Genomic DNA, 12,369 nt, shown 5'->3' on the forward strand with positions numbered 1-12,369 from the left:
GTGGGAGTGGTCTTGCTCGAGAGGGTGTTGGGTCAGGCGGCATCAATGTTGAAGGGACTACCGCATTCGCGAGCAAGCCCGCTCCCACAAAGGATCTGCGTCGTACACAGAGTATGTGATCAACCTCAATCCACCTGTGGGAGCGAGCCTGCTCGCGATGGCATCTGATCAGCCAAAATCTCTATTGAATGTGCCGGCCTCTTCGCGGGCAAGCCCGGCTCCCACAGGGTTCGGGGTTGTTCGCGGAATTTGAGTACACCAAATAAACCTGTGGGAGCGGGCTTGCCCGCGATGGCGGTGTGTCAGGCGATGGCAATGCTGAAGTTACAACCGCATTCGCTGGCAAGCCTCGCTCCTGCAGAGATCCGGTGCTTAGCGAAGGCCGTACCCGGCCAGTTTCTCCTCCAGCCGCTTTCTCACCTGCGGCCATTCTTCATCGATGATGCTGAACCGCACCGAGTTGCGCTTGCGGCCATCGGGCATGATGCGTTCGTTTCTGACGATGCCTTCCTGCTGCGCGCCCAGGCGCAGGATTGCGTTGCGCGAGGCCTGGTTGGTTTCATCAGTGGTGAATTGCACCCGCACGCAGTTCAGTTCCTGGAAGGCATAACGCAGTAGCAGGTATTTGGCTTCGGTGTTGACGAAGGTTTTCTGCCAGCGCGCCGAGATCCAGCTACTGCCGATTTCCAGCTTGCGGTTGAGCGGGTCGATTTTCCACAGGCGGGTCGAGCCGATCACTTCGCCGCTGTCCTTCAACACAATCACGAAAGGCTGCACCGTCCCGGCCTCGCGGCCGTCGAGGGCTTTTTTCAGGTAGGCGTCGACGGTGGTGGCGCTGGGTACGACCGTGACTTTCAGGTTCCACAGTTCACCATCCGCGGCGGCGTGTACCAAGGCGTCGGCGTCGGTGTATTGCAGTGGGCGCAAGCAGATCCGCTGGCCCTGCAAGAAGGTGTCTGTCATCTAGGTCTTACTCGGCAAGCAGAGAGGGCAAGGGCGTCCATTACGCCGCACCAGTGATTGTCGACGCAACCACCCGCCAGCAAAACGGTCACAACCTCGACACCCAACCAAACGGATCGGGGCCATGAAAAAGCTGAAAATCGCCACCTTCAACGTCAACGGCATGCGCGCCCGGTTGCCAAACCTGCTGGCGTGGCTCGAACGCGAGAGACCGGATATCGCCTGTTTGCAGGAACTCAAGTCGGTCGACACCGCGTTCCCCGCCGCAGAGCTTGAGGCCATCGGTTATGGCGCGATCTGGCAGGGGCAGGCGTCGTGGAACGGCGTGGCGATCCTGGCGCGTGACGCGCAGCCGCTGGAGAGCCGGCGAGGGCTGCCCGGCGATGACAGCGACACTCACAGTCGCTATCTGGAGGCGGCGGTGCACGGCGTGCTCGTCGGCTGCCTGTACTTGCCCAACGGCAACCCGCAACCCGGGCCGAAATTCGATTACAAGCTGGCGTGGTTCGAACGGCTGATCAGTCATGCGCAAACGCTGCAAGGCAGCGAGCATCCGGTGATTCTGGCCGGTGATTACAATGTGGTGCCTACCGATCTCGACATCTACAACACGCGCTCGTGGCTCAAGGATGCCTTGCTGCAACCGGAGAGTCGCGAATGCTATCAGCGCCTGCTGGACCAGGGCTGGACCGATGCTCTGCGTCATCTCTACCCGGAGGAGCGCATCTACACCTTCTGGGATTATTTCCGCCAGCACTGGCAAAAGAACTCCGGGCTGCGTATCGATCACCTGCTGCTCAATCCGGCGTCGAGCCCTTACTTGCAGAACGCGGGCGTCGACGCATGGGTGCGCAACGAAGAGCACGCCAGCGATCATGCGCCGACCTGGATCGAACTGGGCTCGCGCAAGCGCCGCTGAAGGGGCACCGCGGGCGATTGGCTAAATTAATTGTCAGCGGCAGCGGTTCATCCTTTATACATAGCGCCCATTGGCGGAACGATCCGCGACTTGCGTGCAAAAGGACTGAACGATGAGCGAGCCACGCCTGAGCAACCCGGCGCTATACCTGCAACGCCTGGGTTTCGACGCGCCCCCAGCGCCGACCCTGGAAACCCTGCGTCTGCTGCAACTGCGCCACACCGGCGCTTTCCCGTTTGAAAACCTCACCACGTTGTCCGGCGAACCCGTGCTGATCGACTTGCCTTCGATCGAGCACAAAGTCCTGCACGGCGGGCGCGGTGGCTACTGCTACGAACTCAACAATCTGTACCTGACGCTGCTTCAGGAGCTGGGCTTCGACGCCCGGGGCATCAGCGGACGCGTGGTCATCGGCCAGCCCGAAGGCGCCTGGCCCGCGCGTACCCATCGCTTGAGTCTGGTGACCCTGGACGGTGTGCGCTACATCAGCGATGTCGGCTTCGGCGGCATGGTGCCCACCGCGCCGCTGCTGCTCGATAGTCGCGAAGAACAACCCACGCCCCATGAGCCCTATCGCATCGAGCAACATGCCGATGGCTACACCCTGCGCGCCAGGGTCGGGGACGAGTGGCGGCAGATGTACATCTTCGACCTGCAACGCCAGGAAGCCATCGATTACACCGTCGGCAACTGGTACGTGTCGACCCATCCCGACTCGTCCTTCACCCGGCAACTCATGGTGGCGCGCACCGGGGAAGGCTGGCGCCGCACACTGAACAACGGCAGTTTCGCGATCCATCGTTCGGGCCAGGATAGCGAGCGCCGGGAGGTGGCCGAGGTGCAGGCGTTGATCGATCTGCTGGAGAGCGAATTCGGCATCCGGGTGCCTGACCATCCCGCGCTGATCCAGACCCTGGAGCGCTTGATCCAACAGCAGTAACGCCTGAGCGTGGATACAAAAAAGGGGCAGATTGAATCAATCTGCCCCTTTTCCGTGCCCGTCTAGGGTTGCACTTCAGGCTCCATCACGCGATGGATTTCCCGCAGCACTTCCGAAAGCTTTTTCTCCAGGGCCTTCAACTCGGAAGAGGTGATGCCCTTCTTCAAGTGCCCGCCAGCATCCGGCTCTGCCGACTTGCGCGGATCGGTCAGCAGCGCCCGGCGCAGGGTGTTGTTGATTGCCGTCTGGTAGCCATAGCCCTCGCTCTCCGCCAGCGCCCGGGCGGCTTCGATAACGACATCGTCGAGCATGATAGTGATTCGGGTTTTGCCTTTGCTTGAAGCGACGGCTCCGCGTTTGGCGTGGCTGAAGTCGTATTCGTCTTTCATGGGTCAAGTCTCCAGAGTCTCGAATCACCAACTATGCATATTTAATATGCATATGAAAGAGAGCGACCACAACCGATGGTCGCCGCGAACTCAAAAGCCTAGCGGGGAGAGGAAAATGGGCCGGATGGATGTATTTCGAGGTTTGAAGGTAATGGCACACAGTCTGCATGACTGACCGTTCATAACTTGACGAATAAGTTGTATACAACTCTATAGACTTTTGTCACAGATCTTGAATACAGTGTGCGCATAACAAAAACCAGGGAACCCCCTAACATGAAAACGCCCCATGTTTCACACCAACGGCCCGAAGACGAAAATCTCGGGGTCGGCGCGAATATGGCTTACGGCCTGCAACATGTTCTGACCATGTACGGTGGCATCGTCGCGGTGCCTTTGATCATTGGTCAGGCTGCCGGGCTGTCGCCGGCTGACATTGGTTTGTTGATTGCTGCTTCATTGTTTGCGGGGGGGCTGGCCACGTTGCTGCAAACCCTGGGTCTACCGTTTTTCGGCTGTCAGTTGCCGCTGGTACAGGGCGTTTCGTTCTCCGGCGTCGCGACCATGGTGGCGATTGTCAGCACGGACGGGGAGGGCGGCTTCCAGGCGATTCTGGGGGCGGTGATAGCGGCGTCGTTGATCGGCCTGCTGATCACGCCGGTGTTCTCGCGGATCACCAAGTTCTTCCCACCGCTGGTCACGGGCATCGTGATCACCACCATCGGCCTGACCTTGATGCCGGTGGCGGCGCGCTGGGCCATGGGCGGCAACAGTCACTCTCCGGAATTCGGCAGCATGGCCAACATTGGCCTTGCGGCGATGACCCTGGTGCTGGTGCTGTTCCTGAGCAAAATCGGCAGCGCGACCATCTCTCGCTTGTCGATTCTGCTGGCCATGGTGATCGGCACCATCGTCGCGGTGTTCCTCGGCATGGCGGACTTCTCGGCTGTGACCCAGGGCCCGATGTTCGGCTTCCCCACGCCGTTCCACTTCGGCATGCCGACCTTCCACTTCGCGGCGATCCTGTCGATGTGCATCGTGGTCATGGTGACCCTGGTGGAAACCTCGGCGGACATCCTGGCGGTCGGTGAAATCATCGAGACCAAGGTCGACTCCAAGCGCCTGGGCAACGGCCTGCGTGCCGACATGCTGTCGAGCATGATCGCGCCGATCTTCGGCTCTTTCACCCAGAGCGCCTTCGCCCAGAACGTCGGCCTGGTGGCAGTGACCGGGATCAAGAGCCGTTATGTGGTCGCCACCGGCGGTCTGTTCCTGGTGATTCTTGGCCTCCTGCCTTTCATGGGCCGGGTCATCGCCGCCGTGCCGACCTCCGTGCTCGGCGGTGCCGGCATCGTGCTGTTCGGCACCGTGGCCGCCAGCGGTATTCGCACGCTGTCCAAGGTCGATTACCGCAACAACGTCAACCTGATCATCGTCGCCACCTCCATCGGCTTCGGCATGATCCCTATCGCCGCACCGAACTTCTACGAGCATTTCCCAAGCTGGTTCGCGACGATTTTCCACTCGGGCATCAGCTCCTCGGCCATCATGGCGATCGTGTTGAACCTGGCCTTTAACCACCTGACCGCCGGCAACTCCGATCAGCAGTCGGTGTTCGCGGCGGGCACCGAGCGGGTCATTCGTTATCAGGACCTGGCGGCGTTGCGTGAAGGGGATTACTTCCGCGAAGGCAAACTGCATGACTGCGACGGCAAAGAAGTGCAGGTGATCGAGGTGGCAGACCACGGTCATGGCGAGCCGCGAACGACGCACGCCAGCGAGCACGCCTGACTCTCTGTAGGAGCGAGCATGCTCGCGATGGTCGTCAACGATAACGCGGGGCACCTGACACTCCGCGCTGTTCAGTCGACCATCGCGAGCATGCGCGCTTCTACAGGAGGCCAAAGATCGCGGCTCAACATCGCGAGCAAGCCGCACTCATGACCCTGAAGTTAACTGCACCAAATTCTGAAGCACATCAATCCACAAAACCCGCAGCACGATCAACCATCACGCAGACACCGAGTCATGGCTAATAGCTATGCCCGCACACCGCCTATGGGATTGAAACATTTTTAAATATTCTCGTTTTAACTAATGTTGTACGACGTCGTACTTATTGTTTTCGACTTGCCGGGTTCTCACAAAAAAAACAATGGAGATACCTTCGAATGACCAGCATTCCCAACGTGGAAGGCCAGGCCGTGGCGCCCGCGCAAAGTCGATTTCTACGAATATTCAAACTCCTGGGCCCAGGCATCATTGCCGTATTGTCCTGGCTGGGCGCAGGTGATCTGATCACTTCGTCCGTGGCCGGTGCCAACTACGGTTACGCGATGATGTGGGTATTGGCGGTGTCTCTGTTGCTGAGATACCTCATCGTCAACATCATTGCGCGCTTCCAGTTATGCAATAACCAGGGCATGACCATCCTCCAGGGGTATGCCCAGCTCAACCCGTTTTTCGCCTGGTTCATGCTGGTTTACGCCCTGTTGATGGGGCACTTGATGAACGCCTACATGATCAAGGGGGCAGGGGAGTCGTTGGCGATGCTGTTCAAGATCGACCAGCCATTGCTTTGCTCGGTGGCGGTGGTACTGGCGGTATGGATGCTGGTCGGTCGCAACATCTACTCGATGATCGAAGGCGTGATGAAGCTGCTGCTGGCGATCATGACCCTGGCGTTCATTGCCCTGGCTGTCATGTCGGGTCCGGATGTGGGCGGTATCATCAAAGGCACCATCGGCTTCAGCATTCCGAAGGACGAAGGCGTGCATGGCGCGTTGCTCGTAGCGGTGTCGGTGATCGGCGCTGTCGCGGGTTCGGTGGCCAACTTCGTGCATCCTTATGTGATGCGCCAGAAGGGCTGGACCGGGCCGCAACACAAGCGCATTCAACGCAACGATCTGCTGTTTGCGGTGTTCATCGGGATCATCATCAACCTGGCCATCTGGATTGTCGGCGCGGAAATTCTGCGTCCCAACGGCATCGAGGTCAAAACCCTGGGCGACCTGGGCAAGGCGCTGGAAATCTACTTCGGTTCGATCGGCTGGTACGTGTTCTTCATCGGCGTATTTGCCACGCTGTTTGCCAGTATTTCGGGCAAGACCACGGCTTTCCCGATGCTCATCACCGATGCCTTCCAGCATGTCTTCCCCAAGCGTCGCGACAAGTACGGCAAAGAGTTTCACCATGATCCGATGCACAAGTGGTTCATGCTGTTCATCCTCGTCACACCACTGATCTGGTCCATGCCCGGCATGCCGGACTTCGTGACTCTGACCATCGGTGTCAGTGCGCTGAACATCGTCGGCTTGCCGATCATTTCCCTCGGCCTGCTGATCATGTCCAACCAGAAAAAACTGTTGGACAAGCAGTACCGCAACAACCTGTTCGAGAACATTGCCCTGGCGTTCGCCACCGGCCTCGCTCTGTGGGTAGCCTTCCAGTTGGGCGTTGATTTGTTCGCCTGACACCAGGTCATCGTGGGGGCGCAATGCCCCCTCGATGTTTATTCCCCGCTCTGCGCCCAGCGCCCCATCAACGTATTGGATGGCAGTTGTTCGTCCAGCAGCTTCCTGGCGGTTTCCACCCCGGCCACGGGCAAGCCCTCAGGGTTCAGCAAACCGATCTGCACCAGCACGCTGGCCTGATCCCAGTAGATGTGTTCGTGATAGAGCTTGTCGCCCCGAAACTTGATCACTCCCAGCATTGGAATCTCGACGTATTTGCCGGTCGGCGCGACGTTGGGCAGCATCCAGTCGATCTCGGTGCTGTGGGTGAAGCACATGATGAATTCATCGACGATCTGCAGGGCGCCGATGGTGCGCGAGATCGGGATGAGCTTCATGTCCGGCGGGTTGCCGTGGACGAAATGGTGCTGGTAGAAGCGGCTCAGTTCCTTGGCGCCGACACCGCCGGTCATGGTCGGAATGTGGTTGACGTAGGGTTCGGCGACCATGGTTGCCATGGTCGCTGGCACATCGCGGGTGTCGAACTCGTGGCGAATGTGTTCTTCCCACAGGGCCGACAGGTTGAAGTGCGGGCCGATTTCGCGCTTGAGTGCGGCGATGCTGCGCTCGTGAGCCATCAGCGAGGCCGGCTTGTCGTAATGCATGCCACCGGCCCGGGCGAAGGCGTGGTCGACGCCGGGATAGACATAGATTTCGGCCTTGTCGTGACCGGCCAGATGCGTGCTGATCTGGTCGCGGGCAGCGGCGTCACAGTACACATCGTTTTCGGCAAAGTGCAGGACCAGACGACCCTTGAGGTTTTCCGATTCGTGCAGCAGCTGTTCGATGCCCATGCCGTAGTAGCCGACGGAACAGGCCACGTCGGTGCGGGTCGCGGTCAGCCAGGCCAGCTTGCCGCCCATGCAGAAGCCGACGTAGCCAAGGCCCGTACCCTCGACCTCGGGCAGCGCGCGCAGGGCCTTGAAGCTGGCATCGATGTCGGTGACGGCCTTGTCCACGTCCAGGCGCTGGAACAGGTCAATGGCCACCGCGAAATCCGCCTCGGTATAGCCCAGGTCGATACCCGGTTGCAGGCGCCAGAACAGGTCCGGCACCAGCGCCACATAGCCTTCCTCGGCGTAGAAATCGGCCACCGCGCGCATGTTGGCGTTGACCCCGAAAATCTCTTGGCCGATCACCACGCCGGGACCCTTGCCGCTGGCCGGCAGAGCCAGGTAACCGTTGAACGTGGCATTGCTGTCCGTTGCCCGGATTTCAATCATCTTGCCCATGTCATCTACCTCATTTCGGTTATCAGGTTTTATTGGCTGTCACGGTATTGCTGGAACCAGACCCGCGGCGACACGCCACGGTCCGGGCCGAGAATCGAAAAGCCGCCGTCCACCGGCACGTCGACACCTGTCATCCAGCCGGCGCCGGCGCTGCACAGAAAGGCCACGACGCTGCCGATCTCATGACCGCGGCCGATGCGTCCGAGGGGATGAAACGGCGCGCCGACTCGATCGGCCAGTTGCGGGTCGTCGTCACTGAAGTCGGCGACGCTGGGCGACCAGGTCCAGGCCGGAGAAACGCTGAGCACGCGGATCTGCTCCGGGGCCAGGGTCATGGCCAGGTTCTTGGTCAGTTGCAGGATGCCGGCCTTGGAGGCGGGGTAGAGCGCTCGTCCGGCCGCACCGAATTTGCCGCCGGTGCTGCCGATGTTGATCACCACGCCGCCGCTGGGCAGGTGCGCGGCGGCCTTCTGGGTAAAGATCGCCGCCGACACCAGATTGACGTTGAGGGTTTTCAACCATTGTTCGCGACTCGATGCCAGCCCCTGATCGGCGTACAGGCACGCGTTGTTGACCAGAATGTCGAGCCTGCCGAAGCGGGCCAGGGTTGCGGCGATGCAGGCGTCGATGTCTTCGTCGCACTCCACGTCGCAAGCCGAGAAGCCGCACCCTAATTCCCGCGCCAGGGCCTGGCCGCTGTCGGCGTTGCGTCCCACCAGCATCACCTGCGCACCTTCGGCGAGCAGTTGCCGGGCGATGTCCAGGCCCAGTCCCTGGGTGCTGCCGGTGACAATCGCCACCTTGCCTTCGAGCATCATGCCGATTCCTCCAGTGCCTGCCTGACATCAGTGATCCGCGCGATCAACGCCATGCTCGCCAGCGAGGCCGCATGGACGCCGCTGTCGGCACTGGCGCAGGCGTCGGCCGCTACCATCACTTCGAATCCGCAATCCACCGCATGACGAACCGTGCTCTCCACCACCGAGTGGGTGGCCACGCCGGCGATCAACAGCTGCGTGGGGTTGAAGCGGCGCACCAGGGTTTCCAGCGGCGAGCCGTAGAAGGCATTGATGCGGTTATGGGTGACGACGAACTCGAGGTTGTTGTTCTTCGGTGCCAGGTCGCTGAAAAACTCCGCGCCCCAACTTCCTTCTCGTGCCGCGCCGATGGCTGCAACATTGCGCAGGATCGGCGCGTTCTGGATCAGGTCGGCGTAGTCCGGGCGAAAGGCCACGCGCACATGGACGATCGGCCAGCCCTTGCTCCGCGCACCGGCCAGCAGCCGGCCGGCGGCATCGAGCAGTGCGTTGCGCGCGCCGTCTTCGGCCCCCAGCCCGACGCGAATCTTGCCTTCCGGATGCAACACGTCGTTCTGATAATGCAGGGCGATCACCACCGGCGCGCTCATCACACGAACACCTCGAGGTTGGCGAATACGTCGTTGCAGTTGATCAGGTCCACGCGCTTGAGCTGGATCTTCCAGCCGCCCGTTTCCTGGGCCACCAGTTTGTAGGTGTAGCGGCCGGCGAGCTGGCGTTGTTCCAGGCGCCATTCGCTGTACTGGAAGCTGGCGCTGACCACCAGCAGGCCCTGGGCGTCGAGGCCTTCGACCATCACGTTGCCGACCAGGTGCGCGGTCTGGGTCTGCGGTTGCTGGGACCAGTTACGGGCGTTTTCCACCCGGCGAATGCGTACCTCGCGCAGCATGCGGTTTTCCCAGAACAGCGAGATGTGATCGAACGGGTTGGCCTGATCGTGCTTGTGCGGCACCCAGTACATGCCGCTGTCGGTGAACAGCCTGTCCCACTCCCAGAAGCGTCGCTCGTCCAGCAGGCGGGCCTCCTGGTACAGGAACTGTTCGATCTGGCGCAGGGTGTCCACCGGAACCTGGGCAGGAGTCAGCTGGCGGGTGTCGACGTCGATTCGGCGGTCAAGCAGCATGGGTGCTCTCCTTGGCGATCAGGGTGGCGGTCATGAACTGTTTCCAGGCGGCGAACTGGTTGCGCATCGGCAGTTCGCTGGTGCCGTTGGTGGACACCGCGCCGTCTTCCAGCGGCTTATCGGTGCCGACGTAGCGGTGCATGCTGATCCACTCGCCACCGCGGGTCATGTTGCCTTCCTGGCAACGAGCATAGACCTCGACGTCGTCGGGCATGACGTTGGAGGAGGGCGAGTTGATGACGTTGGCGTAGGTCAGCGCACGGTCGAACACCGCATCCGGCGCGCCCTTGCAGCGGAAGGTCTGGATCTCGACCATGGTCTGGTCCACGGCGATCGGGCGGATCACCCGGAACTGCATGAACACCGTGTGCGGCGAGCCGCTGCCGTAGATCACCGTGTTGTGGCGGTTCATCCCCAGGATTTCCTTGGCGCGTTGCTCGCCGTAGGCTTGGCTCAGGCATTCGAAGTGGGCGCGGGAGACCTCGTCGCGCTCGGCCGCCGCCGGGTCGAAGATCGCCTCCATGTAGCCGTGGCCGTTGTGGTAGGCGCGCAGTTCGAGCTTTTCCCAGAAGTCGTAGGGCTCGCCGTTGCCGTCCATGATCAGCAGTTCGAAAGGCATTTCACCGATGGCTTCGGCTTCGCCACGGGCGGCGTCCACCGAGGATTCGTGGGTCACGCGGGCGTGCATGGTGTCGTGCAGGTTCTCGTAGAACACCTTCCAGTTCGAGCGCTGCTGGACGCGGAAAATGCCGCCCGCCACCTCGACTTCACCCACCGGCGAGCGGTCGCAGAGGTTGTCGATGGAGGTGATGACGCCACCGAGGAAGGTCTTCAGGTCCGGACCGAACGCGGCCTGGCTGGCGAACACGAAGCCGCGATAGCTCTCGACGCGGGCGACGCTGACCATGGAAAAGTCCGGGTGTTTGGGGTCGTAGCAGGTGCCCTCGAAACCGCTCTTGAGCGGCGCCGACAGGTGCTGGCCGTCGAGCTTGAACGTCCAGGCGTGGTACGGGCAGCGGAAGAATTTGCCGACACTGCCGTCGCCGTCGGCCACCAGCTTGGCGCCTTTGTGCGGGCAGCGGTTGTACAGCACGCTGATCTGCTGATTGGCGCCGCGCACCATGATCACGTCCTGATCGCCGATGCGCGTGGTGTGGTAGTCGCCAGGGTTCTTGACCTGGCTTTCGTGGCCGACGTAGATCCAGGCATTGCCGTAGATGCGCTCCATCTCCAGCTTGAACAGGGTCGGGTCGGTATAGACGCTCTTGTGCACGCTGTCCTCGCGGATCAAGGCAGCGATTTGTTCGTTGGTCGGTATCACGGGATGTCCTCGGCTTGTCACAGATCGAGCACCAGCAGCGCGCTGCTGGCACGGGAGACGCAGGTACAGAAACTGCCGCCGGCGCGGTCGCGCTCCGACAGGCAGATGTCGCGGTGATCGGGTTGGCCGTCGATGACCTGGGCGACGCACACCCCGCAGTCACCCCGACGGCAATCGAACATCGGGTCCAGGCCGGCCTCGAGCATGGCGTCCAGCACGCTTTGTCCGGCAGCCACTTGCAGGCTCACGCCGGTTTCGCGCAGATGCACTTCGAAGCCCTGGTCACCGGCCATTTCCAGGGCGCCGCTGAACAGTTCGTAATGCAGGTGATCTTCTGGCCAACCCAGTTCGCGAGCGCAGGTCAGCACGCTGTTGAGCATGGCGCTCGGGCCGCAGATGTAGAGGTGCAGGCCGGGTTTTGGCGCGGCCAGAATCGTGGCCGCCGGGAAGCGTTTTTGCGGATCGCCGCCACTGATCCAGCAGTGGTTGTTCTGGCAGGCGCGGGCTTCTTGCAGATAGGCCATCTGCGCTTCATCGCGACCGGCGTAATGCAGGGTGAAGGGCTTGCCCGCCGCCTGCAGCGCGCGGGCCATGCCGAGCATCGGCGTGATGCCGATACCGCCGGCGATCAGCAGCGCATGCTCGGTGTTTTCGCTCAGGGGAAAGTGGTTGCGCGGCGCATCGGCCAGCAGCTGATCGCCTTCCTTGAGCGAGTGCACCCAACGCGATCCGCCGGTGCTCGCGTCTTCGAGCTGCACGGCGATTTCGTAGTGCTCGCCGTCGGGCAGGTTGACCAGCGAATAGGCCCGGCGTTGAACGCGACTGCCAGGCACATGCAGTTCGAGGTGCGCGCCGGCGGTGAAGTCCGGCAGTGGCGCGGCGTTGCTGGAGACCAGCAGCACGCGGCGGATTCTGGGGGTCAGAAGCTCGGTCCGTCGGACCCTGAGCGAGAGGCTGGACATACGCAATTCCTGTCTGGATACGCAGTCACTGTATGAAGGCGGGGAGGGGCAAAAAAGCCGCAAACGGCAAAGTGGTAGCCAGATCTGGCGAGAGTGATTTTGCCCTTGTTAAACACCGTCCCCTGTAGGAGCGAGCACGCTCGCGATGGACGCCGGGACACCGCAGGGTCTCAGGTTTCCCGCGTTATCG

At 61.4% G+C, this 12,369-nt stretch carries 12 protein-coding genes; 4 read left to right on the top strand and 8 right to left on the bottom strand.

Going from position 1 to position 12,369, the window contains the following annotated elements:
• Positions 1-372: 372 nt before the first annotated feature.
• Entirely contained in the window at positions 373-963 is a 591-nt protein-coding gene (locus ACW9JE_RS23255; RefSeq protein WP_224535621.1) for a GNAT family N-acetyltransferase, read from the bottom strand.
• Positions 964-1,087: 124 nt separating this feature from the next.
• Between ACW9JE_RS23255 and xth the strand changes: the two genes are divergently transcribed.
• Together xth and ACW9JE_RS23265 are read left to right on the top strand one after the other, a co-directional pair.
• Complete coding sequence (gene xth / locus ACW9JE_RS23260) at positions 1,088-1,882, top strand: exodeoxyribonuclease III (RefSeq protein ID WP_457434073.1); 795 nt, start codon at positions 1,088-1,090, stop codon at positions 1,880-1,882.
• A 112-nt stretch (positions 1,883-1,994) separates the two neighbouring features.
• Positions 1,995-2,822, top strand: a complete 828-nt coding sequence (locus tag ACW9JE_RS23265; protein WP_224535616.1) for an arylamine N-acetyltransferase family protein — start codon at positions 1,995-1,997, stop codon at positions 2,820-2,822.
• A gap of 62 nt (positions 2,823-2,884) precedes the next feature.
• Here ACW9JE_RS23265 and ACW9JE_RS23270 read toward each other — a convergent pair whose 3' ends face one another.
• Entirely contained in the window at positions 2,885-3,211 is a 327-nt protein-coding gene (locus ACW9JE_RS23270; protein WP_224535614.1) for a BrnA antitoxin family protein, read from the bottom strand.
• Positions 3,212-3,487: 276 nt separating this feature from the next.
• Between ACW9JE_RS23270 and ACW9JE_RS23275 the strand changes: the two genes are divergently transcribed.
• Entirely contained in the window at positions 3,488-5,002 is a 1,515-nt protein-coding gene (locus tag ACW9JE_RS23275) for a nucleobase:cation symporter-2 family protein (RefSeq protein WP_457434074.1), read from the top strand.
• A 380-nt stretch (positions 5,003-5,382) separates the two neighbouring features.
• The gene (locus ACW9JE_RS23280) at positions 5,383-6,684 is read left to right on the top strand and encodes an Nramp family divalent metal transporter (protein WP_224535610.1); all 1,302 of its coding nucleotides are present in this window, start codon (positions 5,383-5,385) and stop codon (positions 6,682-6,684) included.
• A gap of 38 nt (positions 6,685-6,722) precedes the next feature.
• Here the strand turns inward: ACW9JE_RS23280 and ACW9JE_RS23285 are convergent, their stop codons facing one another.
• From ACW9JE_RS23285 to ACW9JE_RS23310, 6 genes are read right to left on the bottom strand one after another with little or no spacing between them, the layout of a single operon-like run.
• Complete coding sequence (locus ACW9JE_RS23285) at positions 6,723-7,955, bottom strand: dienelactone hydrolase family protein (RefSeq protein ID WP_457434075.1); 1,233 nt, start codon at positions 7,953-7,955, stop codon at positions 6,723-6,725.
• A gap of 29 nt (positions 7,956-7,984) precedes the next feature.
• Entirely contained in the window at positions 7,985-8,773 is a 789-nt protein-coding gene (locus ACW9JE_RS23290) for an SDR family oxidoreductase (protein ID WP_457434076.1), read from the bottom strand.
• Entirely contained in the window at positions 8,770-9,363 is a 594-nt protein-coding gene (locus ACW9JE_RS23295; RefSeq protein WP_457434077.1) for a cysteine hydrolase family protein, read from the bottom strand. The genes ACW9JE_RS23290 and ACW9JE_RS23295 overlap by 4 nt, the downstream gene beginning before the upstream one ends.
• A complete protein-coding gene (locus ACW9JE_RS23300) occupies positions 9,363-9,896 on the bottom strand; it encodes an aromatic-ring-hydroxylating dioxygenase subunit beta (protein WP_457434078.1) in 534 nt (177 codons plus the stop codon). The genes ACW9JE_RS23295 and ACW9JE_RS23300 overlap by 1 nt, the downstream gene beginning before the upstream one ends.
• Positions 9,886-11,217 carry an aromatic ring-hydroxylating dioxygenase subunit alpha gene (locus ACW9JE_RS23305; protein WP_457434079.1) on the bottom strand — a complete coding sequence of 444 codons (1,332 nt, stop codon included), beginning with the start codon at positions 11,215-11,217 and terminating at the stop codon, positions 9,886-9,888. Before ACW9JE_RS23305 ends, ACW9JE_RS23300 begins: the two co-directional genes overlap by 11 nt.
• A gap of 17 nt (positions 11,218-11,234) precedes the next feature.
• A complete protein-coding gene (locus tag ACW9JE_RS23310; RefSeq protein WP_457434080.1) occupies positions 11,235-12,179 on the bottom strand; it encodes a PDR/VanB family oxidoreductase in 945 nt (314 codons plus the stop codon).
• Positions 12,180-12,369 lie beyond the last annotated feature (190 nt).

The sequence above is a fragment of the Pseudomonas sp. SDO55104_S430 genome (assembly GCF_054070595.1).

What these genes read in the sequence shown, in the direction of transcription:
- ACW9JE_RS23255 (WP_224535621.1), bottom strand. Translation starts at nt 963, where the DNA reads ATGACAGACACCTTCTTGCAGGGCCAGCGGATCTGCTTGCGCCCACTG.
- xth (WP_457434073.1), top strand. Translation starts at nt 1,088, where the DNA reads ATGAAAAAGCTGAAAATCGCCACCTTCAACGTCAACGGCATGCGCGCC.
- ACW9JE_RS23265 (WP_224535616.1), top strand. Translation starts at nt 1,995, where the DNA reads ATGAGCGAGCCACGCCTGAGCAACCCGGCGCTATACCTGCAACGCCTG.
- ACW9JE_RS23270 (WP_224535614.1), bottom strand. Translation starts at nt 3,211, where the DNA reads ATGAAAGACGAATACGACTTCAGCCACGCCAAACGCGGAGCCGTCGCT.
- ACW9JE_RS23275 (WP_457434074.1), top strand. Translation starts at nt 3,488, where the DNA reads ATGAAAACGCCCCATGTTTCACACCAACGGCCCGAAGACGAAAATCTC.
- ACW9JE_RS23280 (WP_224535610.1), top strand. Translation starts at nt 5,383, where the DNA reads ATGACCAGCATTCCCAACGTGGAAGGCCAGGCCGTGGCGCCCGCGCAA.
- ACW9JE_RS23285 (WP_457434075.1), bottom strand. Translation starts at nt 7,955, where the DNA reads ATGGGCAAGATGATTGAAATCCGGGCAACGGACAGCAATGCCACGTTC.
- ACW9JE_RS23290 (WP_457434076.1), bottom strand. Translation starts at nt 8,773, where the DNA reads ATGATGCTCGAAGGCAAGGTGGCGATTGTCACCGGCAGCACCCAGGGA.
- ACW9JE_RS23295 (WP_457434077.1), bottom strand. Translation starts at nt 9,363, where the DNA reads ATGAGCGCGCCGGTGGTGATCGCCCTGCATTATCAGAACGACGTGTTG.
- ACW9JE_RS23300 (WP_457434078.1), bottom strand. Translation starts at nt 9,896, where the DNA reads ATGCTGCTTGACCGCCGAATCGACGTCGACACCCGCCAGCTGACTCCT.
- ACW9JE_RS23310 (WP_457434080.1), bottom strand. Translation starts at nt 12,179, where the DNA reads ATGTCCAGCCTCTCGCTCAGGGTCCGACGGACCGAGCTTCTGACCCCC.